Genomic DNA, 26,834 nt, shown 5'->3' on the forward strand with positions numbered 1-26,834 from the left:
CAATCCTATTGTGCAACAGTGATGTCAGAACCGAACCACTTCGTGGAGATTTCGGTCAAAGTACCATCAGCCCGCAGCGTGTCCAGTGCCGCATCGATACGGTCGCGCAGCTCGCGCCCTTCCTCGGTATCAGCAAAAGGCAGAGCATTGCGGATCTCAGAAAACGGTGCTCCTGCCAGCTGCAGCGGCAGCGGGCTTTCTTTGATGAGCTGGACCGAAGACACGCGGTCCATCACGAATGCATCGACGCGGCCAAGCGCAGTGTCCTGGGCGATATTGCTCTCGTAGGTGCGGATGTCGATCTCTGAAGCGTATGGCAGCTCGTGCAGCAACTGCTCGAAATTCGACCCGAGGTTGACCGCGACCGACCGGCCGCGCAGATCTTCGACCGATCCAACCTCTTCGTTGCCCTTGCGCACAACAACTTGCGCTCCGTCGATCACATACGGCTGGCTGAAAGCGAACTTTTCCTCGCGCTCAGGCGTGATCGTGATCTGGTTCGCAATAGTGTCGATCCTTCCGGATTCCAGCGCCCCGACCAGCCCTGAAAAAGTCATGGTCTCATAAATGATGTCCAGACCGGCCACGTCTCCGACCGCGTCCATCACATCGACTTCGAACCCTTGCAGCTGGTCCTGCTTCACAAAGGTGAAGGGGAAATAGCCTCCTGACATGCCAACCCGCAGCTCTTCAGTCTCGGCAATGGCGGCGGTACCCAGCACGGCGGCGGCAAACGCGCCAAGAGTAAGGGATTTTAGCATAAGTCTGTTCCTGTCTGATTGGTCCGCCCTAAAGTGAGGGTCCTAAAGAATGTTTCAACCATTTGGTCAAATGAAAAACAGCTCTTGGACGTGGGGAGCAAACGGGAAACCAGCATTCTAAGGCAAGCCGAGACCCGCGAAAACATTTTGTGCAGCATGCGCTTCAAGGAACATCCTCCTCCCAATGCAGCCGTTCTTCAGGGCCAGGTGCAGGAATCTGCAATGGCGTCACCACCCCGTCATGGTGACAGAGCCGGCAAGACTCCGCTTCAGGCGATCCCTAGCCGGTTAGCTGCGTGTGACCCGGGCCTCGGGCAGTTTTCCAATCCCGCGGCAGTGGTTCGGCCTTTCTATTTTTCGCAACTCAAGTGCCTGTGCTAAAGTGACGTATGGTAAAGGTAGAGTACTTTGCGGGAGGAAAACTGCGCGCAGGGAAACGTCTGAGAACAGCCATGGTTGTCCCCGTCGATCCCGAACGCGGCGCGGTGTCGCTGCCAGGGTGGCGCAATGTGCCGCTGGGCAGCAACCGGTTCCAATTGGTCGTCAACGGTGAACTTATCGATGAACGTGCCACAGAGCTGCGGCGGATCGAGGACCTGATCCCCGCTCTGCGCGAGGCAGAGGCTATACTCGGGGCAGAGGACGAAAACCGTGCAGAGCGCTCGCTTCGGGCAGTGTTCGGCGAACGCGCCTTCCCGGCGGTGCTGGACGAGTCAGGCGCGCTTTTGCTGCCTACCGGTGAGGTCGCGGTAGGGTTTGAAACGGACATCTCCGAAGACACCGCCCTGGCCGTTCTGGCTGGCTATAGCGCCAAGATACTGCGCCGGCTGCCGCTTTCGGCACCAAGCTGGCTCATCACAGTACCTGAAGAGGACGGCATTGCGCTTGCTTTGAGTCTGGCCGGCGAGCCCGGTGTGCGCTTTGCGTCACCCAATTTCATCGAAGAGGTTCCCGAACGCCGTGCCGAAGCACCACCCAACGCCCTCTTCACCGAACAATGGCACCTTGAAAACACTGGCCAAGGTGGCGGTCTGCCTGGCGCCGACATAAATGCACGTGCCGCTTGGTGTATCACTCGCGGCTCGCCGGAAATCATCGTTTGCGTAATCGACAGCGGTGTCGAGCTTGCTCATCCGTCGTTTTCGGCTCCGGGAAAAATCGTGGCGCCCTTTGACGCGGCCGATGGCGATGATGTTCCAGCGCCCACGGTATCCTCCCACGGAACCTCCTGCGCGGGTGTGGCGGTGGCCGGATGGGGCACAGGCGACGTTGTCGGTGTCGCGCCCAATTGCCGGTTGATGCCAATACGCCGGGCGGATATCAGCGAACACGTCAGGATGGCCGAGGCCTTTTCCTGGGCCTGGCAGCAGGGCGCAGATGTGATTTCTTGCAGTTTTGGCTACGATGGGCGGCCCTGGATCTTGCCCGACGTGGTCCGCGCAGCAATGGAAGAAGCCATCACACTCGGCCGGCAAGGGCGTGGCGCAGTGATCGTCTGGGCAGCGGGCAATGGCAATGAGGCCGTCTCGGACGATGAATGGGCGAGCCACCCCGAGACGCTTGCCGTTGCCGCCTCTACCGATAGCGACAGGCGCGCCGGTTACAGCGATTTCGGCCCCGAGATCGACGTCTGCGCACCCAGCAGCGGAGGCTTCCGGTCGATCACCACCTCGTCTAACGGGGGCTACACCAGCTTCTTTGGCGGAACCTCTTCGGCTGCGCCGCTGGTGGCGGGTGTCGCCGCGCTTATGCTGTCCGTCTGTCCGTCGCTGACCGGAGCCGAGGTGCGCGCCATCCTGAGGTCAACCGCCCTCCAGATCGATTTTGAAGAAGGAGAATACGACAATACCGGTCATAGCCGGTTCTACGGGTACGGACGGGTCGACGCGGCCCGGGCGCTTGAGGGTATTTCGCCTCTTATCGAAGCGCTGCGCGACAGCCCTGCCTTGGCCGACATCGAACAGATCGACGCCTTTACCGCCGCCTATCTTGCGTCCAGTTCCGCGGGTCAGGCCATCATCTCATTTCTCAGCACACGGCGTTTCATAATCCTGGCGCTGCTAAAAAGCGATATCGCGTTCCGGCAAAGGGCGCAGACCGTCCTCGAAACCATCATTCAATTCATGAAAGGAGGAGAACATCCTGGCGACATCACCGACGCCGCAGTGCTTGCTCTGACAGGTGCAGCGCAAGACCTCATCGATGCGTCCATATCTAGTTGAAGTTTTAAGTTCCTTAAAAAAGGAGGTCTATTCATGTCCCGCACATATTCTGACCCGCGCGGTAAGCGCAGTTCGAAAACCAAGACATCCTCAGGCGAAAGATCGCAATCGGGCGAACGCTCGGTCGAGGACGTTTTGTCAGAATTGGTCGCCATGCTGGAAAACTCCGGTGCTACTTCGGGCTCAGGCACAGGCAGCAACAGCGCGCCAGCTACGCCGGGAACCGGAAATGGCACGCCCTCGTCCGCGACTGCATCAGCAAACCGGTCCAGCCGGTCGCTGGGCGATACAAAGGCGCCGCCGCTTGATGCGTTCTCCATGATTGATCTCGACCGCGGGTGCATTCTTCTGCCCGATTGGCTGAAGAACCTTAAGAAGATGCCTTATGCACAAGGGCAGATCGACAAGGCCATCGCAGGTGCCGGCGAGCCCGGGAGCTCCACCAACGATGATGAGCGCGCGGTCTGGTTTCTGGCCCCCTGGGTGGTTGCCGGCGGTGTTTGGCTGGCCGGAGAGCTGATCGAGGACGACGAGGACGACGATCGCGCCATCCTTCCGCCATTGCCCATTATCCTGCCGATCATCATCCAGAATGCCATCATCGAAAAGCTGATCGACAAATTCTCTTCCGACGACGGCGAACGCTTCGTCCCTGCGTTCATCGCCGTCACCGGCCTTTTTGCGGCGGGCCTCGCCACGGGAAGCACCGGCAAGAAGCTGTGGAAAAAATACGTCGACTAATTCATTCCGATCCGGAGAAAAGCAATGTCTGCGAAACTCGATCCGACCAAGACAATCTTCTTCCCTCCTCCCACCTTTCCACCCGTTCCCGGCCCGTTCGATCCCTGGCCCGGCGGCCCATTCGGTCCGCCGCCGATCACGACCTCGCCGCGCACGACCCACGGCCCCGGCGAACGCACCGCCGGCGATCCTGCCGCACTCGACGCGCTGTTAGCCCGGCTCGTCGAACTGCTGTCCGATGCGCTTGAGCGGCAAGATTACGATGCCGTCATCAAGGCCTATGGCCCGGTGATTCAGAAGCAGCTCGAAAGCGACCCTGACGCCATGGCCGCTTTTCGCGCTCTGTTCGAACGCTACGGGATCGACCTCGATCAATTCAACCTGCCCGCCACTGATGAGCGCGAACCCGTAACAATCGGGATTTCCGTGACTGTGGCGCTGATCGCATTTGGCAGCGGTGCAGTGATCGGCTGGTTAGCCGAAGACTGAGCACTGTCCAAATTGGGCCGCGGAACTTCCCGGCCCAATCAGCTACCGCAGAAACAACCAAGAGATAACGCAGCATGGGTTGCTGAACAGGCCGAGTGATCCGGGCTGCGGCAAGTCAGGTCGCTAAGGAAAACCCACCGGCACGCCAGGTTCCCAGCCCCCGGAAGGCTAATTGCTGCCAAGCAAGCTCACTGCCTTGCCCGGCCCGGAATGCGGCCTGGCACCCTTGTGAGTTTCCGCTCACTCAATTGATACCCTTCCGGAGCAATCCGTTCACGGAACTCAGGATCATGGCTGACCAGAAGAACCGCCTGATCCAGCCCCTCCAGGATCTCTGCCAGCCGCGTGTAATTTTCGGGGTCCAGCGCGTTGGTCGGCTCATCAAGGATGAGCACGTCCGGCTCCATCGCCAGCACCGTGGCCAGTGTCACCAGCCGCTTCTCACCACCCGAAAGCTTGTGCGTGACCCGCTCGCGCAGATGCATCAGCCCCAGACGGTTCAGCACGCTGTCGACGATGGCCAGCGCCTCCTGTTTAGTTTTTCCCAGGTTGAGCGGGCCAAAGGCCACATCCTCGGCCACAGTCGGGCAAAAAAGCTGGTCGTCAGCGTCCTGGAAGACGAAGCCGACGCGGCGGCGCATTTCGTGGAAATCCGCTTCCTCAGCGCAGGTTTTGCCAAAGGCTTTGACCGTACCTCTGGTGGGGGTCAGCAGCCCCATGATAACTTTCAGGAGTGTCGACTTCCCGGCGCCGTTTGGCCCGACAATCGACAGACGTTCACCCGCGTTAAGCTGCATCGACGCGCCTTCCAGAACCGGATCAAGTCCGGGGTAGGAGAAGTGAATGTTATTCAAGTCAAGAAGCTGCATAGATGGCCTCAGCCCAAATCAAGGCGGCAAGGGCGGCGGTAACGGCCGCGGCAAAAAACAGGTCGGCCCTGCTAAAGCGGAAGTCTTCCAGCAGAATAATGCGGCCGGAGAACCCCCGGCATTTCATCGCAGCCAGAATGCGTTCCGACCGTTCGATAGCACGCACCAGCATCATGCCGACCAGATAGCCATAACTGCGGTAGGTGTGCCAATTGGTCCCGGGACGGAATCCGCGCAGCTTCATCGAGGTGCGCAGGCGCTGGTATTCCTCGCGCAGGACGTCGATGTAGCGGATTGTGAACATCATCAGATGCACCAGCCGTTCAGGGGTTTTGAGCGCAAACAGCGCGTGTCCCATCGTCACAGGTTCCATGGACCCAACCAGCGTCATGACCGCAAGAATGACTGCATTTGCGGTGAGGGCGATTTCTACCGCACGCCACAGTCCCTCCCAACTCGCCTCTAGGCCCCAAATGGAAAAGACAGGAGTTCCCGGGACAGTGAAGGGCAGCAGTACCAGCATGAAGACGATGAAACTGTCCATCATCGCCATTCTTTTCAGTGTTTTCCGGGGCGGCAAACCGGAAAACGCCAAGAGTGACATTGACAAGCCCAGCGCAACCGACAGCACCCAGAGATTGCTGAGAGAGACAACGACAACGGCATAAGCCGCGCTCATCACGATGCGCATCCGAGGATCAAGCGTGGTGACCTTGGCGCGGAAAACGCCGATGCCGCTGAGCGGTTTTTCAGCGCCGGTCAGAACATAGGTCATGAGCTGCCGCCAATCTTGCGCTGCGCGGCGATGTAGAAGCCCAGCCCGAACAAGCCAAAGATATAGCCGATGCCGCCAAGGATAGACTGAAAGTCCGACTTGTTCTTGAACGCGGTCAGTTCCTGCCGGAGCGGGCGCAGTTCGTTGCAAATCATGGCGGCCAGCTCAGCGCGGGCCTCACCGGACAGGCCGGCAGCCGCGGCGGATGAGGGGGCTTCAGTTGTGCCGCCGGCCGCAGGCATTAGCCTGCGCGGGTTTTGACCCAGGATCTGCGCGACCTCTGCCGCATCCATGATCACTTCCGCAACGTGGCCAGCGCCAAGGTCGCCGCGAAACACATGCGTTACCGGCTCCGACGGTGTGAACAGGAAAAAGCCGTCGGAGTCCGTATTGGTTTCACCCAGCTTGCTCCCAGCTTCGTCAAAGACTTCGATCAGCAAGTCCGGAGCCATTGCACCATTGGAAAAGCCAACCTCGCCCTCGATATCCGAGCCGGAGGGGAATACTGCAGAGATCACATTGTGGGCCAATGCCGGCAGTGGTGCGAGAAGAGCAAGAATCAGAACACAGGACCGGATCACGTCAGGCTGCCTTTCGTGTCAAAGAACAGCTCAGGTTTCACCCGCCGGGCCAGGAAGATTGCGGCGCCTGACAGAAGCGCTTCGATAACCATCACAGGTATATGCGAGAAGAAGACAAGCTTGGCGGCTAGAATGAACTCATCGCCGGACAGCATTAGCGAGAAGGCTACGGCCAATGTCGTTGCCGCTATCGCAGCTCCGCCTCCGATACCGCCCCAGATCGCGCCGTGCAGCGGCGAGCCGCGAGCCACCAGCGGGCGGAAAGCCAGTCCCACCAGAACAGCGGGCAAGGCGATATTCACGGCATTCACGCCCAGCACGGTCAGCCCGCCAAAGCCAAAGAACACCGCCTGCAACAACAACCCGACAAACAGTGCCGGAAACGCGGCCCATCCCAGAACCAGCCCGGCCAGCCCGTTCAGGATCAGGTGAACCGAACTGGGCCCGATCGGGACATGTATCAGTGAAGCCACGAAGAAACTGGCCGAAAGAACCCCTGCCGCCGGAATGCGCTCCAGCGGCAGGCTGCGCAGACCCATGGCGATACCGCCGGCTGCAGCAACAGCGCCGCCAATCACTACCGGGTTTGACAGAGCGCCGTCTACGATATGCATCGGTCTGCTTTCACTTCAGCTCTTCAGCGTGGATCCACAGCACAGCATCCTGGCTGAGTTCCTTGCCGTCGTGCTCGGTTACCGGGCCGGACCCCAGAGCGGCAAAACCCCAGTAGCCTGCTTTCGGGATGCCGAAGGAAAACACGCCGTTCTGGTCCGCGATAGCAACGATCGCTCCGCCCGGCATCTCACCCACGGTGGGATCGGTGGCCGAAAACGCTTTGAGGTCAGGCTCGGCCGCCATGAACTCGATCTCGATTTCAGCACCGGGGACCGGCGCGCCGCCCGCCAGAACCTGACCGGAAAAGGTGGATCCGACGATCACGTTGTAAGGCTTGTTCAACGGCAGAATTTCGGTGGCCAGACCAACCGGCTTATCCCAGTCGGTCGGCAAAGTGTTTCGGTTCAGCACGACTTTTGAGATCTGTTGAATATAGATATCTTCGCTTTCCTCGTAGTAGGGCGAAGGCACGGTCACCACGACATAGTCGCCGGAGCGTTTCACCGGGACGGACGCCTTGTAGGCCGAAGCTTCGTTTTCAGCGCCCTTGAAAGTGGCGGGTTCAAGGCGATCCGAAAGGTCGGTCTTTTCGCCTTTGTGGATCATGAAGAATTCTTCCGGCGCGCCCATGTCCATAGCGTATCCGTTTGACATGGGATGCCAGAAAACCAGGCCCATCGGCACGTCACCGGGCTTCTCGATCAGCGCTCTTTCGGTGTAATTCAGCTGGAAATGCGCCGACGCGGCGGCAGGCAGGGAAACGGCCAGTGCTGCGGCCAGATAGTTCAGTTTCATTTCGTCCTCATTCGACGATGCAGGCGCACCTGCAATCAGGAATGAACAACGGGGAGTATTGGCACGGAGTTGCCGGAACGGCCGTCGCGCCAGACGCTCACCCCGGCGTCCGGTGGAAAAGGGCAGAAACTCCGCAAGCGGGGCCTCGGTCCTTGCGTCCGGCAGGTCTCCTGACTCGCGGGTCCTGGTTCGGCTGGCCTTCCCGGGGATGATCCCAGTGGCGTCTTCAGCGTCACTCACCGCTCACAGTTGCGGGGGCAGTCACGGATTTGGTCCCTTTTGGGTACGCCGCACCGTGTTCCCTATTTCTTCCGCTGCGCATTGAAACACTTGCGGAACCGGTCACACTGGTTGAATGGCAAAACCGAATTTCTGAGTCAAGCGTCTTGCCTTCTGCTCAGTCACGGGATTGGCACTGCAGATGACTGTTTCCGGACTTCAACGGCCAGCTGGCAAGCCTGAGTGATGCGCGCAAACGGTGGCCGGTTGCCAACGGCGTTCCTTTCGTGTGCCCCGGTTTGGCAGGCTAAGACCACCACCGGATTGTTGATTGCCCGAGCCCGGCAGAGATAGTCCAAAGCACAGTACGTTCTGCCGGTATTGGGTTTTCCTTGCCCCTTGTTCGATCAGGATTTGGGGCTCTTCTGACCTGCAGAAGGCTTCCCGTTTAGAATCTCGCCTCGCAACCCGGCGTTAAAACCCTCGCGGCCCCGGTCCCCAGAGTGATACCAGTTCGCTTCAAGCGGCAACAACTGCGCTCCCACCCTGTATTGCCCTCTCTGCGACACGAGGTCTTCCGAAGGTAAAATCAGGGAACGCTTGACCACTAGCGGAACAGGAGGCGCGAACAGGACAGTTGGAGACACGCAAAAGGAAAGGTTCTGTCGCAAATGGCAGAACTATGTGTCGCGCGACAAGAGGGGGAAGTGGCGGACCGAGGAGGATTCGAACCCCCGACCCCTTAATTCGTAGTCAAGTACTCTATCCAGCTGAGCTATCGGTCCACTGCGGCGGGGTTTACTGATAGCATCGCAGAGTCGCAACCCTAAAAGACGGCTGTTTCCGTTTTTCTTCACCAGCAGCTTCCGTGCAAACCTCGGCGGACGGCCGGACCCAATGGCGTGCCCCCGTTCGGCCGCTTTGACATCCGGCCGCTCTTCGCCCCAAGACCGGCCGGAATTGTGGTATAAGTCTGAAGCCATGTCTTCCCCGCCAGGCTTGGCGCCGGGGAAGGCGCGTACCGCAAACCGAAAGGGGGCGGCGGATGCCGGACCGGAACTCAGCAGGTTTTCAGCTCAGGCCGCTTGAAACAGCGGACCTCGCCACAGCCGCAGGCTGGCTTCAGAACATTGCTGACATGGCATGTTTTGATCGCTCGAACCGCGTGCCGCTCAGCGCACAGGGGCTGGAGCAGTCATGGGAGCTATTGTCCGATACAAAGGCAAACGCGAATAAGTGCTGGTTCGCACTTACCACGGAGTCCAGTGAGCTGTGCGGTATCACCGGGCTGGATAGCATCTCAGCGGTGAACCGTGATGCCGTCATTGCCATGTTTATCGAAGAATCCAAGCGCAGGCAGGGTGTGGGGATACGCGCCCTGGCGCTGCTTCTGGACTTTGCCTTCCGGCAGATCGGGCTAAATCGCGTTACATCATACTACCGTGCCGACAATACCCGCAGCAAGCACCTGACCGCGCGTGCCGGCTTTGCGACCGAAGGCAGAATGCGGGCCGCATGGTTTGCAGAAGGCCGGTTCTTTGACATGGTCACTGTCGGCCTCCTGCGCGAGGAATGGGACGCCAGCCGCAAAGCGCTGGCGCAGGAGCTTGGCGCGGGCCCGCGCGTAAGTTTCCGCGGCGCAGAAGCCGCTGGCTGGGTCTGGCCGCCCGGCCCGGACAACCCGCTAGAAGGATGAGCGCGAATACCAGCGGCCCCAGCCCGCACTCACAGGAGGAGGACAGCTTGTGAGCGGCCAAAAAAAGACAACAAGAGTCCGCCGCCAGCTTGGTGCGGTGCTGTTTGCCGATGTCGTCGGCTATGCCCGGCTTATGGGCAATGATGAAATCGATACCTACAGTGCCCTGAAATCCCTCTTGGAACAGCTGGAAGCGGCTTGCCAGGCACATGAGGGGCAAGTGGTGGCGGTCCGCGGCGATGGGGTTCTGGCGCTGTTTGAGACAGCCACGCATGCTGTGGAGTTTGGCGTCGAGCTGCACCGTATTGCCGAGATAAACAACCGTGCACGGCCGGACGATCAGCACCTCCGGTTTCGCGCCGGTGTGCATATGGGCGAAATTCTGGTCGATGACCGAGGTATCCATGGCGACAACGTCAACATTGCCGCCCGGCTGCAGGAGATCGCCGAACCGGGCCGGGTTTTTGTGAGTGCGTCCGTCTACGAGCAGATCCGCAACCGGCTGCGCTTTGGCTTCGAGTTCCTCGGCCCGCAGCAGCTCAAGAACATCACGGAGCCTGTCGCGGCCTATTGTGTCCGCAGCGAAGTCGCGGGCGCAACGATGGCGGCAACCCGGCGGCCGGAAACACGGCCCGCGCACCGCCCGCCGCCTGGGATCCCTTCGGTTGCCGTGCTGCCATTTGGCAGTCTGGGCGGCGAGCCGTCCGACAGCTGGTTTGCCGACGGGCTGACCGAGGACATCATCCTCAACCTGTCCAAGTTCAAAAACCTTTTTGTCATTGCCCGCAACTCAGCCTTCTTTTTCAAAGCCAGCACCATGCCGCCTCAGGATGCCGCGCGGGAACTGGGGGTGCGCTACGTCGCGCGCGGCAGCGTCCGGAGAGCCGCCGCGCGGGTCCGGATTGCAATTGAGCTGATCGACGCGGAGACCGGCCGCACCATCTGGGGGGAACGGTACGACCGAAATATTGATGACATCTTTGCCATCCAGGACGAGGTAACTGACGCTATCGTGGCTTCTACGGCCGTTCTGATTGAGGCGCAGGAACGCAAGCGTATGGCGCAGACGGCACCCGCCGACCTTGCCGCATACGGGTATGTCCTGCGCGGGCAGCAGTATATCTTCCGCTATACAAGGCAGGACAACCACGAAGCGCAGACCCTGTATGAGCGCGCCCTCGCCCGCGACCAGGACTATGCCCGGGCCTCTGCCGCGATCTCCCGGACCATGAATATCGACTGGCGCTACTCCTGGGCCAAGGATGCCGAGCACGCGCTGGATACGGCGTTGTCTTATGCGCAACGGGCCGTGGAGCTGGATCCGACCGACGCCCGCGGCTTTGGCGAGCTTGGTTTTGTGCATTTGTACCGGAAGGAGCACGATGCCGCGCTCGGCGCCTACCGCCGTGCTCTGGCGCTGAACCCCAACGATGCGGACCTCCTGTCGGACTATGCCGATGCGCTGGCCCATTCCGGCGATAACGAAGCCGCAATCGGAAACCTGCAGCAGGCCATGCGGCTAAACCCCTATTTTCCGGACCAGTACCTTTGGCACCTGGGCGGGGCCTATTACAATCTCAAGGAATATGATGCGGTGATCGGCACGCTGACGAAGATGAACAACCCGACAGAGGGCCAGCGTATGCTTGCCGCCAGCTATGCGCAGCTGGGCCAGATGGAACAGGCCCGCAGCATGGCAGACAGGCACCGCGAAGCGCATCCCAACTTTTCGCTGGAACGCTGGGCCAAGGTGCAGCCTGACCGGCTGGAAGAAGACACCCAGCACTTTGTCGAAGGGTTGAAGAAGGCAGGGTTCTGACCCCGTTGACCCGACCGGCGGTCAAGTTCGCGCCCGAGGCGCGGAGACCCTACGCTCTTTAGCGTGCAAACATTTACCGAACACGGAATCAGTCGCCGGAACCGCGGGCCTTGGCACCGCTTACCTTGGCACCACTGACCTTCGCACCGCTGACTTTAGCTCCGCTCACCTTTGCACCGCTGACCTTGGCGCCGCTCACCTTGGCACCGCTTATGTCAGGACCACCGCCGCCAAAGTAGACATCCAGCAGAACCTGTTCCAGCATACCGGTCATAACATCCATCCGGATTGTGTAATCGGCCTTATCATAGTCCCACACCCGGATATCGTTTGCGATCTGGTATTCAGCTGAGGCAACGCCGGTCTTGGAAGGATCAAGTGGAGCACGGGCAGCCTGATCCCCGGGTTTGTTACTGTCTGTCGCACTTTCGCCGTCGCCATGCACCAGGAAGATCACTGGCTCTGGAAGCTCAAAATACGTGCCCTCGTATGAAAATCCGTAGATCCGCGCGAGATTGGCATCTTCACTCAGCTGATCAGCCAACAGGTTATTGCGCCCACGGCCCTTTTTCTGCCGTTTTCCGGCCCGGGAAAACTCCTGCTCTCCGGCACTGAAATTGCCGACTTGTCTCCACAGCCCTTGACGCGGGCCGTGGGCAATTTCGACAATAGCCCCTACAGGGAATTGCTGCTGACCTTCCCATGGGTTGTTCTCTCCCGCTCCAACTTTGTAGAGGCCGTTTTGCCCCTTGTTGGTCTGAGCCATCACCAGAACCTTGTCACCCGGCACGAGTGTTTCACCGTTGACTGCCGTACCTCTCAAGTTCTGCTCATTTTTGACCGTGCCAACAATGGCCCCCGCAAATTTGGGAACAATCTTGATGTCGTCGATCAAACGTCCAAATAACAGCACTTCGGAAAAACTCAGTAAAAACTCGGCCACCGTACACACTCCCGTGGCTATGGAACAACACTAGAAGACCTTTTCGCGTTTCCGCGGCCGCAATCAGCGCTAACCCGATTTTTCGGAAAAGTCCCCCTGCGGATGAAAGTAGCACAAAAACGATAGAAATTACAGACAATAGGCAATCATTCGTCAGGCACCCGTGTCCGCACCGAATGCGCGTGGCTGTCCTCATCCCCTTCTGAGACACGCGGCCCGGCCTCGAACAGCCCGACACCGCGCATCCTGAAGTTGCCTTCAATGATCGTTTGAAATGCGCCGCCGGTTGTTGCACGGTCAACTGCAAGCAGCGCCTCCCCCACCGCCGCATAGGTGAGGGTTTCCGCATCCAGCATGCTCCAGGCCGCCGCCAGATAGGCGCCCAGAAAGTCACGCGCCTCCAGCAGCGCGATACGAAATCCTTCAGGATCAGCCGCATAGCTCTCGTCAAACAGCGCCTGCATGACATCGCTGTAGTAGGGCGACTCCTCCAGATGGTCGGACAGATCCTCCATTTCAGGCGTGATCAGCCGATGCACCAGTAGACGCTCATGAAAGATATCGACCAGGATATCAAACATTGCACCGGTCAGCGGCTCCGAAAGCGCATGCTCGCTGCTCCAGCCGCGGGCGAATTCCTGCAATGTTCTGGTATTTGCTGCCATCCGGATTTGCTCATTTCCGGCTAGCTCGGCAAAGCGGTTCAACTGGTTGAAGGTGTATAGATTGCCCCGGGTGTTCTCCAGCAGCTCCTCGACCACCGAACCAAAATGAAGCGAGGCGATCAGCGCCACCATGTCCGCCGCAAATTCGTGGAACCCGTAATACTCTCCCGGCACGTCCTCAGACACCGGCATCCCAACAACGCTATAGATGATGGCATGGCCGACCTCATGCGCGACGACGTCAAAATTCAAGCTGTAGGCGCGGTACTCGCCTCCATGCTCGCTAGTGCCGCCGGTTTCCAGAAAGCCCCAGCCGATATGGGCGTTGTCCAAACTCGGCAGCAGGGACAATTCCAGCCGGTCATAGTCGCGCGCGAAGTGCCAGGGGATCGGATGCCCAAAGTATTCCTCCCACACATCCAGGGTGAAATGGGCGGAGGCAAACAGATGCGCTGCCTCGAAGCCGGGGTCCGACGGCGAGATATGGATAAAGTGCCCGTCTTCATCCGGTTCCGGCGGCGGATGCACCTCGCCATGCCAAGGCGGCAGATACATGCCGGGCCCGTAAGGCCCCGGGACGATGGCGCCAAAAGGAATGGTCTTGCCTGCCGGGTTGACCACGTACATCCGCGGACCCGACGGTCCCGGCCCAAGCGAGCCAGGAGGCGCGGATATTTCGACCAGCTCCAGCTGCGGTTCGGACATCCGGAAAGGCGACTGCGGAAACAGCAGAAAACGCGTTCCCGGCGCTTCCTCCACAAATTCCAAAGGGTCGTGCATGCGGTCCTCCCATCCTGCGGAGGCCTTGTCCTTTGCCCTGCCTACTTCCGGCCTTCTGCCGCTGGCCGTGTTTTGCACTTCTGATGATACATGAATTCGCGCCGGATCAGCTCAAAGAATTCATCCCGGCTGCGGCAGCCAATTGATTCCACGTATTCGCCGAGCTTGTCCGGAACGTCCCCCTGCAACAGCGTCTCAAAATACCAAGCCGTCAGCTGCAAACGCTCTGCATCGCTCAAGGGGCCGGGCAGCGGCTCCTGCGTCTCCAGATACTGCTCCTTTGACCGCGCCCGCATTTTCAATCCTGCGTAGACGCCTGCCCGCCGCAATTCTGCCAAGAGGTGCGAGGCCAGCTTACCGTTCAGGCTGTCCGCCACGCTCCCGGCAAGGGCTGCTTCCCCCAGCCAATCTTCATAAGCCGACGCGGTCAGTCCATTGTCATCCAGCCACTTGCGCAGGCTTTTGCTGCTGTACAAGCCCAGCGCCTCGCGATGCGCTGCCATCTGCGCAGTCAGTGTTTCCCGCTTTACCGTGCGGCCGTTCTGTCTGGCGTCCTGCAGGGCCAATTGGCGGAGCAGGGCGCGGGCGCGGAAGTCCTCATAGCGGTCGGGTTCCAGCCGCAGTTCATCCAGAACCTGCCAGTCTTCCGCCTGCAAACGCTGCGCTTCCGCTTCGACACGCCGGGTCAGGGTTTGCCAGGCAAGCGTGCGTTCAACCTTTTGAGGCGGCGCTTGGCCGGAACCGCCCCCTTCTTCCAAGTACGCCGCCATGCGCACCAGCATCTCGCGCGCATCGTCCCGCTTGGCATCCACCCGCCCGGAGTTTAGCCAGACCTTGAACCCATCGCACCAGGCCTCTCCCTGGAAATCCGCCAGAATCTGATCCCAGACCCGGTGCTGGTAAAACCGTGCCTTTGCGGCACCCAGCAAGGCCGCCGCCTGATCCGCGCCCAGCACCCCTTCGTTCCCGGCCCGCGCAACCGTGGCCCGGATGGAGACCATCGGCTCACTCAGCGGGGCAAAACCCAGCTCCGCCGGGCTGTGCAGCACCGCGACCTCATCATCGTCAATTATCGCGCCAACGGTGTAGGCCTCATAAATCCGGCCGACACCCACCATGCCGAAAGCGGACAGCTCAGCCGCTCTCAGCGCCCCCATGCTGGCGCTGCCGAAGACAGCGATCCCCTGCTCCATCGCCCAAAGGATTTCTTTGTGCCAGACAGAGGGCACACCTTGGAAATACCCGTCGATCAGGCCAATGGCCTTGGCCCCTTGCCGGGCAGCCCTGTAAATGTCGCCTTGGCCGGCCGGAGGCAGGACCGTTGCCTCGAGATACGCCCCCACCTCTTCTGCCCCTATGGTCGGGCCGGCAAAAACCACTGCCGTCATAGCCCGGCCTCCGAGGCTGCGAGCGCCCGCGGTCCCGCTAAAAAATCAGGATCGTCATGCGGTGCCTCCAACCCCGGGATCACTGCGCGCACCACGGCGATACCCAAACCGGGACGTGACAGGTCGACTGTCAGAACCTGCCGCATACTTGCCGCAGCCAGCCTGTCCAGAAGCCAGGACAAATCCTCCTCGAAAGACGGTGATGAAAAGCCCGGGCACTCCTCAAATCGAGCGGTTTCCGAAGTCTGCTCCAGCAACCGCCGGACATATCGCGTTCGTTCGGCAGACGCCTGCGGCGTAAATTCCTCCGGCTCCAGGTCATCGCGGGCACCGGAGATATAGGTCAGCCGCGTCTGCGCCGCCTCCGTCAGCGCCCGCAGCAGGGCAATGCCCCGGTCCGGGTGGCAGCCGCTGCCTATCCCGATGTGCCCAGGCCGGGCGCCGTCCTCGCAGATCATGCAGTGAAACGCTGGAACGCCAATGTCAGAAGTGATGTCCCAGATGCCTGCCTGCAAACCTGCATTCTCAAACCGCTCCAGCGCTTCGCGGCAGCGCGGGTCCCCGATTGCAGCGTGGTTGATCCGAGGGCCGGGCGGCGCGTGATGCCATAAAGTGATCGCATCCCGCTCGATCAATTCGCAGACGGCGTGGCACGTGGCCTCCGCTACGCTGTTACCTGAGGCAAGCCCGTTAGTCGTGCGCGGAAAGGCCCCCTGCCCGCCGCAAGGCCGCGCGGTGTAGTCGGTGTCCACCATTTCAAAGGGCAGCCAATGCGGCTGCCCTGAGACTAGGTCTGTGCCCTCCACCCACAACATCGGGCCATAGGGATCAAAACTGCCGCCTGTCACCCGCGGCAGGCGCTCCGCATCAGCGACCAGGGCCTCCCGCTGCAGGTCAGCGTAACTCGCCACCCGCAGCGGCCGCGTGATCCGCTCGGCGTGCCAGGTTTCAACCGCCTCCATCACACCAGAGGCCTGCGCCGCCTCCAGCGTCAGACCCTTGCCCAGCGCCACCGCGACAGAGCGGGAGTTAGGCCTGGCCACCATCACCGTTGGCAGGCCAACCCGGTCCAGGCCAGTCAGATTTGCGATACGAGTGATGCCCATCCCGGCCAGGTGCGGCTTGACGGCTTCCAGCGTCTGCGCCGGATCGCACAGCCGGTGAGTGTCCAGCACGTATCCTTTCTGCTGCGCCTTCGGCATGGGGCAGGCCTCTTTTTTCATGACCGCCACGGATGATCTGCCGGCGGCAACCAAGCAGCCGGCACGCTTTGCCCAAGGATGCGGGATCACGCGCTGCTGGTCAACAAAACCGCACTTCCAGCCGCTTGGCGCCTCACAGCGAAGTCACTGCGGCGGCCGAAAATCAAAAACCGGCACAAAGCTTGCAGGGGCCAAGGACTGCTCCAGCAGATCAGCCCCGATCGTGCTCTGATCGAAAACCATAATCTCAGGCCCTGCATGTTTCACACGCAGCGTTCCCTCAATCGCCCGCACCGCCATTTCGACCGCCAGCCGCCCTTGCAGCACGGGAAAATCCGTCGGTGCCGCTATGATACGCTCGCGCAGCACACCCCGGTAAACAGCGTGGGTCATGTAGTCCGAAACCACCTGCACCCTGCCTTGCAACCCCCGTGCACGCAGGACCGAGACAGCGGCCTGGGCTGCCGGTGCAGAACCGGCGATGTAATCAATGCCCTCGGCCTCATCCAGCGCCTCCTCAACCAGCCGTACCTGAATTTCCCGGCCTGTATCTCCGTATTTCGTCACCGCAACCACTGCCGAACTATCCTGCAGCGCCGTGCGAAACCCCTGTTCCACAAATTTCACCCAGCCCGCGTTTTCGGGCCCCGGAAACCAAGCGACTTTCACAGGCGCCCCGCCCTTGGGGTGCCGCGCGGCGATGACCCGCCCCGCCACGGCCCCCATTTCCGTCCAGGACACCCCCACCTTGGCGGTGATCCCCGTATCGGCAATGTCGTTGACCGCAGCAATCACCGGCACCGCCTCTGATATCCGCTCGACCGTGCTGGTGAGCCCGCCGTAGGACACCGTGCCAAGGATCAGCGCGTCCGCCCCAGCGGCCACGCAGTCTTCCACCTGACGGATCTGCCGCCGCAGATTGGGATAGCCGCCGGCCTCGACCAGCTGGAAGGAAACTCCCAGCCGGGCCGCCTCAGCCACCATGCCGTAATTGACGCTGAGCCAGTAAGCATCCTTAAGATGCGGATAGGCGACGCACAACCGCCACGCCCGAGAGGCCGTTTCCAATGGCTGGTAATCGGCCGCGGCATATCCGCTTTCGTAGTCAAATGGGATTCGGGGGACTTGCAGGCGCCAGGTTTCCGCCGCAGCGGGCGTGCAAAACACCGCAAGTAAAAACGACCAGACTGCGCGCATGAGTTCCCCTTCCTGCCGCCGAAGATAGGCAGAGCTAGGAAAAAGGGAAATTCAAAATTGCGCCGCACTCAAATGCGCGCGACAGTTCAGGAATGTTAGGAAAGCTCGGTCTCGGCGGTAAATTGAGCCTCGCATTCATAGTCATTGCGGGTCTTCCGGCCCTTGCCGGCATCCTTGGCCTGGTCGAGCTCAGAACACTTGCACGCCGCCAGGCAGAGGTGATCAGCCAGACAATTCCCGCCATAGCAGAGGTGCGCGGCATGGCCGAAGAGAGCACCCGCATCATCGCAATTGCCCCCGAACTGGCCGCCGTAACCTCTCAATCCGAACGGAAGAACCGTGCCCGCTTTCTCGCGGACCAGGTAGACGCCCTGACCCGCCGGCTTGACGCGCTGGAGCAGGCTGGGGGAGTGGGGTCGGCGCGGCTGCGGGCGACCGTTACGGATGCGGCCCGCGTGCTCGCCCTGCTGGACGGCCTGGTTGAGGACCGTATTTCGCTGCGCAAGGAATTCAAACAGCTCGCCGAACGCAACCTGACGGCTGCAAGCAGTCTTCTGAGCATGGCGGATACTCTGGTGGCCAATGCCGAGATGGGTACCACCGCGGTGATCTCGAGCCTTTACGGCCCCGGTGCATCTCCAATAGAGGAACAAGCCCGCACGGACACTCTTGACAAGCTGATTGAGGTCGACCTGTTCCAACTGGGCCTGATGTTCGAGTTGAGGTCGCAGACAGCGGAAATCGGGCTGCTGATCAACCGGATTGAAGACGCTGGCAACGAAATCGAGCTGGGGGAAATCGAAGCTTCGCTTATCAGCCGCCTGCGGATCGTCTCGCGCCGGGTCAAAGCCATTCGCGACCCTGGGCGGCGCCAGCAGGCCGAAAGCTACGCTGCGCAGTTGCAAAGTGTCCCGGACCCTGATGCAGGTCTCTTTGTGCTGCGTGACCGGATCCTCGCCACCGAAAACCGCATAACCGCCCTCAAGCAGGAACTACAGAACACCGCGCTGCGTCTTGGCGACGAAGCCGCCTCCGTGGCAGATCAGGCGCAGGCCCGGGCAATCCGGTCCGGCCATAATGCCGCATTGGACGTGCAGCAGGCGCAACTGCGCAACGGCTTCGCTGCGGCTGCCGGCTTTGTGCTGTCGCTGGCGGTGCTGTGGTTCTATGTGCGCGGCAGCATCACCCGCCGCCTCAACCGGCTCTCCGGCACTATGGCGGCGCTGATGCGCGGTCAGCTGGACCATCCGGTGCGGCCTAGGGGCAAGGATGAGATCGCCCGCATGGAGGGGGCCGTCGAAGTCTTCCGCCAGCAAGCCATCGAAAAGCTGGAACTGGAACGGATGCGGGACCGCAACGAACAAGAGCTTAGGGAGCACCGCAACAACCTGCAGAACCTGGTGAATGAGCAAACTGAACGGCTGCAGGAGGAGGTCGAAGCCCACGACGAGGCGCGGCAGAAGGCTGAAGCTGCTGATCAGGCGAAATCCGAATTCCTTGCCATGATGAGCCACGAAATCCGCACCCCGATGAATGGCGTGCTGGGGATGCTGCGCAGCCTGTCGGACGATGGCCTGCCGCCCCGGCAGATGGAGCGGCTGCGGGCAGCGCTGACTTCCGGCCAGAACCTGCTGAAGATTCTGAACGACATCCTGGACTATTCAAAAATTGAAAGCGGTGCTCTAAAGCCCGAGATTACAACCTTTTCGCTGCGCGAACTGGTGACTGACATCGTTGTTCTGTTGCGGCCCGGTGCCGATGCCAAGGGCGTCCACCTGTGGCTTGACGCACCGGAGGGAGGGGCCGACGTTGTACAGGGCGACGCCGCCAAGCTACGGCAGATACTGTTTAACCTCCTGTCCAACGCACTGAAATTCACCGATGAAGGCGAGGTGATCCTGCGGGTCAGGTCCAATGGGGAGACCGACGGGCGGCACCGGGTGACGTTTGAAGTCAGCGACACCGGCCGGGGCATCTCAGACGAGGCAAAGCGCAGGGTTTTCGAGGCCTTCGAGCAGGAAGACACCGACACCGCCCGAAAATTCGGCGGCACCGGATTGGGGCTGGCGATCAGCAGGCATTTTGCCGACGCCATAGGTGCCCGGTTGTCGCTGGAAAGCACCAAAGGCGTAGGCTCGGTGTTCACGCTTTCCCTTGAGATGGAGCCCGGCAATCCGGCTGACCTCTCACCAGAGGAGCCGCGATCCCCGGTGGCGCGGGCGGAAACCGCTTTGTCCGTGCTGGTCGTGGAAGACAATGAGATCAACCAGATGGTCGCCCAAGGCTATTTGGAGCGCATGGGCCACCGGTGCCATTGCGTTGGCAGTGCGGAGGAGGCGCTGGAGCTGCTGCCGGGCTCCCGGTTCGACCTCGTGCTGATGGATGTGAGCTTGCCTGGGATCAGCGGTACTGAGGCCACCCGCCGCTTGCGTTCGCTGCCGGATTCGCGGCTTGCCAAGCTGCCGGTCATCGGGATCTCAGCGCATGTTCAAGAGGAACAGATCGAAACCCACCTGCAGGCTGGCATGAACGGATTTGTCGCCAAACCAGTCTCGCCAGAACGCCTGGCTAGGGCGATGAAAAGCGTTATGCAGGGCCGCGACGGCGCGATTTATCTGTCTGCGCGGCACACGGACCCGGACCAAATGGACCGCCACGCCAGCCTGCGGCGGAAGATGCAGGAAAACATGCAGGACCTAGGCGCGGCGCAGGCCCTTGACATCGCACGGATGTTCGAACGCGAGCTGCCGCACAGCCTGACCCGTATGAGCGACGCGCTGGAAGCCAAGGACTTTGCGGCCCTGGCAAGAGACGCGCACCGTGCCAAGGGGGCTGCCGGGACATTCGGCCAGCAGGAACTGGCGGCGCTGCTGTCTGAACTCGAGAAACAGGCGTCCAATGGAAATCTGTCCGGAGCAAGGGTTCAGCTGGATGCGCTGAACCGCCTGGCGCCGCAGCTATTGGACGCGCTGGCAACGGTGCTGCGCGATTGCGAAGACGTCAGCTCAAAGGCGCCGTGAAGACATAACCCTCGCCGTGAACGGTGGTGATGACCCGCGGGTTGCCCGGATCCTCCTCCAGCTTGCCGCGCAGACGCCGGATCAGCACATCCACGGTACGGGGATTGCCGCCGTACTGCCGGTGGGTGACCCGGCTCATCAGCGCATCGCGCGAGGCTACCTCTCCCGCACGGCTGACCAGCATATCCAGCACTTCGAACTCGGCCCGGGTCAGCGGGATGCTGTTACCTTCAACGGTCTGCAAATGCCGGGCCGCCACGTCGAACTGGAACTTGCCGAATTTGTAGATCCGCCGGGACAGGCGGCGGATGTCCTCAGTCCGCCGCAGCAGGTTCTTGATCCGCGCCAGCAGCTCACGCCGGTTGAAAGGCTTACAGACATAATCATCCGCACCAAGCTCCAGCCCGACAATTCGGTCGATCTCATCATCCCGGCCGGTTACCAGAATGATCCCGATCTCTGACTTTGCCCGCTGCTCACGCGTGATCTGCAACCCATCCTTGCCCGGCAGGTTGATATCGACCAGCAGCAGATCAACCTCCTGCTCCTCCAGAATTTTCTCCGCGTCTTCTGCAGTTTCGGCCTGCGAAACTTCATACCCTTGCGCATCCAGATAACTGGCGAGAGTGGCCCGGGTGACCGGCTCGTCCTCGATGATCAGAATATGCGCCATGAACGCGGTGCCCCACTGCGAAACTTTCCTATCGGTTAACAAATTTTAACAAAACAAGCCAGCCTGTTCATTCCATCGGGCTGACCTGTTCACATCCGCTGCCTAGCCTCCCCTCCCGAAAGCCAGGCTTTCACACCGCAAAAAAGGCTCAGGCCATCAGGACCCGGGCTGCGACAACAGGGAGACACACATGAACTACCGGCAATACCTTTTGGCCACTGCAGCGGCCATGACCATGGCAGCCCCGATGGCACTGGCGGAAGACTCCTCAGACCCGATCATTATTCCCGTCCACAACTGGTCAAGCCAGATCGTGATGAGCCACGTTGTCGGCCAGATTTTCGAATCGATGGGCAACAATGTCGAATATGTCTCGACCGACAGCCAGGCGGTCTATGAATCCGTGCGCCTGGGCGATGTGACGCTGGAGCTGGAGGTTTGGGAAGGCGCTTTTGGCAAGTCCTTCAACGAAGCGCTGGCCAAGGGCGGCCTGCATGACGCAGGCGACCACAACGCCGTCACCCGCGAGGATTGGTGGTATCCGGCCTGGACCAAGGAAGCCTGCCCCGGCCTGCCGGACTGGCAAGCACTGAACGAATGCGCTGCCGTTTTTGCCACGCCTGAGACCGGCGACAAGGGCCGCTTCCTGGGCGGTCCCGTCGATTGGCTCAAACATGATGCAGAGCGGGTAGAAGCTCTGGACATGAACTTTACCGTGGTGAATGCGGGCTCAGCTTCCGCACTCTGGGCCGAAGTGGCCGCGGCGGAAAAGACCAAAAGGCCGGTGGTGATCTTCAACTGGACCCCAAACTTTGCCGAGGCCGTCTGGCCTGGCGAATTTGTTGAGTTCCCCCAATGGGTCGAAGGCTGTGACAAGGACCCCGCTGTCGGCCCGAACCCCGACGCCACTTATGACTGCGGCAACCCGGCGAACGGCTACCTGAAGAAGGCCGCCTGGGACGGCATGAAGGACAAGTGGCCAGCGGCGTATGAAACCCTGACCCAGATCAGCTTCACTAACCCGCAGATCGCCGAGATGGCCAAGCTGGTCGACATTGACGAGATGGAACCCGAGGACGCAGCCGCCGAATGGCTGGAGGCCAACGAGGATCTCTGGAAACCCTGGACCGGTTCCTGATTTCCGCACCTTCCGCCAACCATCCGGGGCGGTTCGCTGCCCCGGTGTCTTTGCTAAAGAAAGTTAAGCCATGACCGCCGCCACCCCCGTCATTTCCTGCAAGAACGTCTGGAAGCTGTTTGGCGCCAATCCGGAACAGTATTTGAAATCGCTGACCGGCAACCCGGACTTTGATGAAATCCGCCAGGCCGGCTACATCGCGGCGGTCCGGGACGTGTCGCTGGACATTGCCAAGGGTGAGATGCTGGTGATCATGGGGCTGTCAGGCTCCGGCAAATCGACCTTTGTCCGCTGCCTGTCCCGCCTCATTGATATCACCGGCGGCGAGGTCCGGGTCGAAGGCCAGAACATCGGCGAAATGTCCGAGAAAGAGCTGATTGATCTGCGCCGTAACAAGATGGGCATGGTGTTCCAAAGCTTCGGCCTGCTGCCCCACCGCACCGTGCTGGACAACGTCGCCTTCCCGCTGGAAATGCGCGGCCAGGACCGCCACGAGCGCCGCGCCCGCGCGCTGGAAGTCATTGAGCTGGTCGGCCTCTCGGGCCGCGAGGATTATTTCCCGCGGGAACTGTCCGGTGGCCAGCAGCAACGTGTCGGTATCGCCCGCAGCCTGGCGATCGAACCTGACATCTGGTTCCTGGATGAGCCCTTCTCGGCGCTGGACCCGCTGATCCGCCGCGAAATGCAGGACGAATTCCTCCGCCTGCAGGAAATGCTGGGCAAGACCATCGTCTTCATTACCCACGACTTTGACGAAGCCCTTCGCCTTGCCGACCGCATCGCCATCATGAAGGACGGCGTGGTCGAGCAATGCGACACTCCCGACCAGATTGTGCTGAACCCGGCCACTGAATATGTCGCCAAATTCACTGAAGAAATCGAGAAGGCCCGCGTTGTCCACGCCGGCGTGCTGGCCCGCGAGGTGAACGGCCACAGCCTGACCGGAACGGCGATCGGAGAAAAACAAACCATCTCCGAACTGGCCCGCCTGCTGATCAATGACAACCGCGACTTTCTGCCTGTTGCCAACAGCGCCGGCAGCCTGGTCGGCGCCATGAACCGCCAGGAGGCGCTCGACGTGCTGCTGGGAGAGGCATCATGACGGACCAGGCGATGATACTTTCCGATAGAAACCACGGTTGGACACGCGCCAAGACCGGCTGGGCGATCTTCGCCGCGGCTTGCCTGCTGGCCGCTGGCAACTCTGTGCTGCCCGCCGGGCTTGTGCGGCCGCCAGAATGGCTGGTGCTGCCCTTTGCCGACTGGATCAATGCGGTTTTCGCATTTCTTCGCGACGATCTAGGCCTCCTCTACCTGACACGTGCCTTTGCCGATGGTGTCGAATGGCTGCTCGATGTGACCGCCAATCTGCTCTATGGCAAAAACCGCTGGCCGCGCATCGGCCCCATTCCGTGGACTGTGATCGCCAGCATTGGATTTGTCATCGGCTATGCCCTGCAAGGCTGGCGGCTGTCGCTTCTGACCGGCGGCACCTTTGTCTGGATCGCTGTTATGGGGCAGTGGAAATGGGCGATGGAGACCCTCTCGGTTATCGTCGTCGCCGCCCCCTTCTCTATCCTCTTCGGCCTCGTCATGGGCATCTTCGCCTGGCGTTCCAAAACCTTTGAACGGATCCTGAATCCGATTCTGAACATTGCGCAAAGCCTGCCGCATTTCGCCTATATGATCCCGGTCGTGGTGTTCATCGGCGTCGGCCCCAAGGCAGGCGCCATCGTCACCATCATCTTCTCGGTGCCGCCAATGATCCGCATGTCTCTGCTCGGCTTGCGCAAGGTGCCGCATGAGGTGATCGAAAGCGGCCATATGTGCGGCTCCACCCGCTGGCAACTGTTGCGCCACGTGCGCATTCCCACCGCCCGGACAGAGATCCTGGTCGGCGTGAACCAGGTGATCATGCAGTGCCTGGCCATGGTGGTTCTGGCCAGCTTCATCGGTATGCCGGGCTTGGGCCAGAAACTGCTGCAACTGTTACAGGCGCTGAAGATCGGCCGCTCCGTTGAGATCGGAATCACCATCGTTCTGCTGGCCGTCATGCTCGACCGCTGCACCAAGGCCTGGGCCACCAAACAGCCCGAACATTTCGAGAAGGGAACCTCCTTTGCCGTCCGCAACAAGTTCCTGCTACTGGGCCTTGGCCTGTCTCTAGCCTGCCTCGTGCTGGCACAGTTCATCCCGCTGATGGACCAGATCGGCCGCCGCGACGCCTTCACCATCTCCAAACCGATTGACGCGGTTGCAGACTGGTTCATCGTGCTGATCGACCCGGTCACCCAATGGCTGCGCTGGTTCCTGATCACTTGGGTGCTGATCCCAATCCGCGATGCCTTTCTGTGGATGCCCTATGCCGCGGTGCTCGCACTGCTGGCCGCGGCCGGCTGGGCCATCGGCGGTTTGCGCTCGGCCCTGGTGTGCCTCGCCTTCTTTGGCCTCATCGCCATGTCCGGCTGGTGGGACCGCGCAATGATCACGGTCTATACCGTCGTGGTTGCCGTCTCGATTGCCGCCGTGATCGGCTTCCCGCTGGGCATCTGGGGATCGTTCCACGAAAAGCGCGCCGCCCTTGCCCTGCTGATTTGCGACACGCTGCAGACTTTCCCCAGCTTCATCTACCTTATCCCGGTGGTCATGCTGTTCGGCGTGAATGACGTGGCAGTGATTGGCGCGGTTGTCCTTTTCGCCGCCGTGCCGCTGGTGCGATACACCATCGAAGGGCTGCGCCAGGTGCCGGAAACCCTGATTGAGGCCGCCGACATGTCCGGCGCCACACGGTTGCAGACCTTGTGGAAGGTCCGCCTGCCGATGGCCCTGCCCACCATCATGGTCGGGGTGAACCAATCGGTCATGTTCTCTCTGTTCATGGTGATCATCGCCGCCTTCATCGGCACTCAGGACCTGGGCCAGGAGATGCAGCGCGCCCTGTCCTCCACCGATGTCGGCAAGGGGCTGGTTCTGGGTCTCGCCGTCGCCTTCATGGGGCTGATGGTGGACCACCTTGTCACCACTTGGGCCAAGTCCAGGAAAGACGCGCTGGGACTGGAGTAAGACCGTGACCATCCATTCAAACGACTTCGGCCCTGCGCCCCACACCCGCATAGGCTTCCTGCTGTTTCCAGGCTTTCCCATGGCCTGCCTGACCTCGGCAATGGAGCCGCTGCGTGCCGCCAATGAAATCGCCGGGCACCAGGTTTTTTCCTGGTCCCTGGTGACGGAAACCGGCGCGGATGCAGCGGCTTCTGCCGGGGTCCTTTTTCCAGCAGATACCAGCCTGGCAGAAGCCGAGGGGCTAGATTGCCTATTCATCCTGTCAGGCCCCGAAGCGGAATTCGAAGACCCGGTCTCAGGCCCTGGGCGGCTCCGCTACCTGGCCCGGCATGGGGTTGCCATGGGCGCGGTTTCCGGCGGCATCTTCCCGCTGGCCCGCAGCGGCCTTCTGACCGGGCGGCGCTGCGCCGTGCACTGGTGCTACCGCAGCGCCTTTCAGGCGGCCTTCCCCGATTGCACCGGCCTGGACCGGCTGATCGTGCGCGACAGCAATGTCCACACGGTCTCCGGCGCCAGCGCCATGTTCGACCTGTCGCTGGACCTGATCGGCAGCGCCCTCGGTGCAGATGCCATGAATGAGGTCGCTTGCCTGTTCCAGCATCCCGTCATCCGCAACGGCAGCACGCGGCAAAAGATCCCGGTTCTGCAAAGCGACCGGACAGTTGACCAAATGCCGCCCGCCGTGAAGGAGGTGATGTCGATTTTCTCAGAAAACTTCGAGACACCTGTCAGCATTAGGGATGCAGCGCGATTGGCCGGGATTTCCCCGCGCCAGCTTGAGCGCAGCTTCCGTGCCGCCACCGGCCTCAGCCCCGGAGAGTACTACCGGCGCCAGCGCCTGAAAGCAGCCCGGCAGATGGTGCTCTATTCGTGGGATTCGGTCTCCGAAATTGCCCACGCGGTCGGATATGCCAGTTCCTCAACCTTAACCCTGCACTACCGCAAATTCTACGGCGTCACACCTGTTCAGGACCGCAAGCAATGCTTTGCCTCCTAAAGCCTGAACCGTTTGAAGGGGGCGTCTTCCGCCAAGTGGAACTCCCCTTATCCGGGCCGGCTTCATGCGACCGCTCGGGCTTCTTTCAATTGGACCGCAAATACCCTTGGCATCATGTTTCCGGGCGAAGAATGCCGTCTGATTTCGTCGCAGCGGGCTTTCCAATCGTTGATCCGTATGCGGTCG

The 26,834-nt window shown here is 60.9% G+C and carries 22 protein-coding genes, 1 tRNA gene and 1 riboswitch; of the genes, 10 read left to right on the plus strand and 13 right to left on the minus strand.

Features of this window, described 5'->3' with window-relative positions:
• Positions 1-5: 5 nt before the first annotated feature.
• Complete coding sequence (locus ACXAED_RS06005) at positions 6-761, minus strand: amino acid ABC transporter substrate-binding protein (protein ID WP_475047712.1); 756 nt, start codon at positions 759-761, stop codon at positions 6-8.
• 452 nt (positions 762-1,213) lie between these two features.
• On the opposite strand from ACXAED_RS06005, the gene ACXAED_RS06010 reads away from it, so the two are divergent.
• Genes ACXAED_RS06010 through ACXAED_RS06020 form a run of 3 tightly spaced genes read left to right on the plus strand, consistent with a single transcriptional unit; the run spans position 1,214 to position 4,213 of the window.
• Positions 1,214-2,983 (plus strand): S8 family peptidase, encoded by a 1,770-nt coding sequence (locus ACXAED_RS06010; protein ID WP_475047715.1) that lies wholly within the window; start codon positions 1,214-1,216, stop codon positions 2,981-2,983.
• A 33-nt stretch (positions 2,984-3,016) separates the two neighbouring features.
• The gene (locus ACXAED_RS06015) at positions 3,017-3,724 is read left to right on the plus strand and encodes a hypothetical protein (RefSeq protein ID WP_475047718.1); all 708 of its coding nucleotides are present in this window, start codon (positions 3,017-3,019) and stop codon (positions 3,722-3,724) included.
• A 24-nt stretch (positions 3,725-3,748) separates the two neighbouring features.
• Positions 3,749-4,213: a hypothetical protein gene (locus tag ACXAED_RS06020; protein WP_475047721.1), complete on the plus strand. Its 465-nt coding sequence runs from the start codon at positions 3,749-3,751 to the stop codon at positions 4,211-4,213.
• Positions 4,214-4,401: 188 nt separating this feature from the next.
• Here the strand turns inward: ACXAED_RS06020 and ACXAED_RS06025 are convergent, their stop codons facing one another.
• The 6 genes from ACXAED_RS06025 to ACXAED_RS06050 form a co-directional block, all read right to left on the minus strand.
• Entirely contained in the window at positions 4,402-5,082 is a 681-nt protein-coding gene (locus ACXAED_RS06025; RefSeq protein ID WP_475047723.1) for an energy-coupling factor ABC transporter ATP-binding protein, read from the minus strand.
• Positions 5,069-5,857: a cobalt ECF transporter T component CbiQ gene (gene cbiQ, locus ACXAED_RS06030; protein ID WP_475047726.1), complete on the minus strand. Its 789-nt coding sequence runs from the start codon at positions 5,855-5,857 to the stop codon at positions 5,069-5,071. Before cbiQ ends, ACXAED_RS06025 begins: the two co-directional genes overlap by 14 nt.
• Positions 5,854-6,438: a cobalt ABC transporter permease gene (locus ACXAED_RS06035; RefSeq protein WP_475047728.1), complete on the minus strand. Its 585-nt coding sequence runs from the start codon at positions 6,436-6,438 to the stop codon at positions 5,854-5,856. The genes cbiQ and ACXAED_RS06035 overlap by 4 nt, the downstream gene beginning before the upstream one ends.
• Complete coding sequence (gene cbiM, locus ACXAED_RS06040) at positions 6,435-7,052, minus strand: cobalt transporter CbiM (RefSeq protein ID WP_475047730.1); 618 nt, start codon at positions 7,050-7,052, stop codon at positions 6,435-6,437. The genes ACXAED_RS06035 and cbiM overlap by 4 nt, the downstream gene beginning before the upstream one ends.
• A gap of 10 nt (positions 7,053-7,062) precedes the next feature.
• Complete coding sequence (locus tag ACXAED_RS06045; protein WP_475047733.1) at positions 7,063-7,848, minus strand: DUF4198 domain-containing protein; 786 nt, start codon at positions 7,846-7,848, stop codon at positions 7,063-7,065.
• A gap of 143 nt (positions 7,849-7,991) precedes the next feature.
• Positions 7,992-8,206, minus strand: a riboswitch (cobalamin riboswitch).
• Between the two features lie 569 nt (positions 8,207-8,775).
• Positions 8,776-8,852, minus strand: a tRNA-Arg gene (locus ACXAED_RS06050).
• Between the two features lie 260 nt (positions 8,853-9,112).
• Between ACXAED_RS06050 and ACXAED_RS06055 the strand changes: the two genes are divergently transcribed.
• Both ACXAED_RS06055 and ACXAED_RS06060 read left to right on the plus strand, forming a co-directional pair.
• Positions 9,113-9,763, plus strand: coding sequence for a GNAT family N-acetyltransferase (locus ACXAED_RS06055; protein WP_475047735.1), 651 nt, complete (start codon positions 9,113-9,115; stop codon positions 9,761-9,763).
• 49 nt (positions 9,764-9,812) lie between these two features.
• Positions 9,813-11,582 carry an adenylate/guanylate cyclase domain-containing protein gene (locus ACXAED_RS06060; RefSeq protein WP_475047738.1) on the plus strand — a complete coding sequence of 590 codons (1,770 nt, stop codon included), beginning with the start codon at positions 9,813-9,815 and terminating at the stop codon, positions 11,580-11,582.
• A gap of 88 nt (positions 11,583-11,670) precedes the next feature.
• Here the strand turns inward: ACXAED_RS06060 and ACXAED_RS06065 are convergent, their stop codons facing one another.
• The 5 genes from ACXAED_RS06065 to torT all read right to left on the minus strand — a co-directional run bounded on the left by ACXAED_RS06065 (position 11,671) and on the right by torT (position 17,757).
• A complete protein-coding gene (locus ACXAED_RS06065; RefSeq protein WP_475047741.1) occupies positions 11,671-12,525 on the minus strand; it encodes a hypothetical protein in 855 nt (284 codons plus the stop codon).
• Between the two features lie 146 nt (positions 12,526-12,671).
• Positions 12,672-13,970 (minus strand): gluzincin family metallopeptidase, encoded by a 1,299-nt coding sequence (locus tag ACXAED_RS06070; protein WP_475047744.1) that lies wholly within the window; start codon positions 13,968-13,970, stop codon positions 12,672-12,674.
• Between the two features lie 41 nt (positions 13,971-14,011).
• Complete coding sequence (locus ACXAED_RS06075; RefSeq protein ID WP_475047747.1) at positions 14,012-15,358, minus strand: TfuA-like protein; 1,347 nt, start codon at positions 15,356-15,358, stop codon at positions 14,012-14,014.
• Positions 15,355-16,560, minus strand: coding sequence for a YcaO-like family protein (locus ACXAED_RS06080; protein ID WP_475047749.1), 1,206 nt, complete (start codon positions 16,558-16,560; stop codon positions 15,355-15,357). Before ACXAED_RS06080 ends, ACXAED_RS06075 begins: the two co-directional genes overlap by 4 nt.
• 144 nt (positions 16,561-16,704) lie before the next feature.
• Complete coding sequence (gene torT / locus ACXAED_RS06085) at positions 16,705-17,757, minus strand: TMAO reductase system periplasmic protein TorT (RefSeq protein WP_475047752.1); 1,053 nt, start codon at positions 17,755-17,757, stop codon at positions 16,705-16,707.
• 122 nt (positions 17,758-17,879) lie between these two features.
• Between torT and torS the strand changes: the two genes are divergently transcribed.
• Positions 17,880-20,777, plus strand: coding sequence for a TMAO reductase system sensor histidine kinase/response regulator TorS (torS, locus tag ACXAED_RS06090; protein ID WP_475047755.1), 2,898 nt, complete (start codon positions 17,880-17,882; stop codon positions 20,775-20,777).
• Here the strand turns inward: torS and ACXAED_RS06095 are convergent.
• A complete protein-coding gene (locus ACXAED_RS06095) occupies positions 20,758-21,450 on the minus strand; it encodes a response regulator (protein ID WP_475047758.1) in 693 nt (230 codons plus the stop codon). The two genes, torS and ACXAED_RS06095, sit on opposite strands and share 20 nt — an antisense overlap.
• Positions 21,451-21,640: 190 nt before the next feature.
• Here ACXAED_RS06095 and ACXAED_RS06100 point away from each other — a divergent pair, with 190 nt between their 5' ends.
• From ACXAED_RS06100 to ACXAED_RS06115, 4 genes are all read left to right on the plus strand, one after another.
• Positions 21,641-22,588, plus strand: a complete 948-nt coding sequence (locus ACXAED_RS06100) for an ABC transporter substrate-binding protein (protein ID WP_475047760.1) — start codon at positions 21,641-21,643, stop codon at positions 22,586-22,588.
• Between the two features lie 70 nt (positions 22,589-22,658).
• Positions 22,659-23,690, plus strand: a complete 1,032-nt coding sequence (locus tag ACXAED_RS06105) for a quaternary amine ABC transporter ATP-binding protein (protein WP_475047762.1) — start codon at positions 22,659-22,661, stop codon at positions 23,688-23,690.
• Positions 23,687-25,651 carry an ABC transporter permease gene (locus ACXAED_RS06110; protein WP_475047765.1) on the plus strand — a complete coding sequence of 655 codons (1,965 nt, stop codon included), beginning with the start codon at positions 23,687-23,689 and terminating at the stop codon, positions 25,649-25,651. Before ACXAED_RS06105 ends, ACXAED_RS06110 begins: the two co-directional genes overlap by 4 nt.
• A 4-nt stretch (positions 25,652-25,655) precedes the next feature.
• The gene (locus tag ACXAED_RS06115) at positions 25,656-26,648 is read left to right on the plus strand and encodes a GlxA family transcriptional regulator (RefSeq protein ID WP_475047768.1); all 993 of its coding nucleotides are present in this window, start codon (positions 25,656-25,658) and stop codon (positions 26,646-26,648) included.
• Positions 26,649-26,834: the final 186 nt, after the last annotated feature.

The organism is Leisingera sp. ABM4_103 (genome assembly GCF_056158685.1).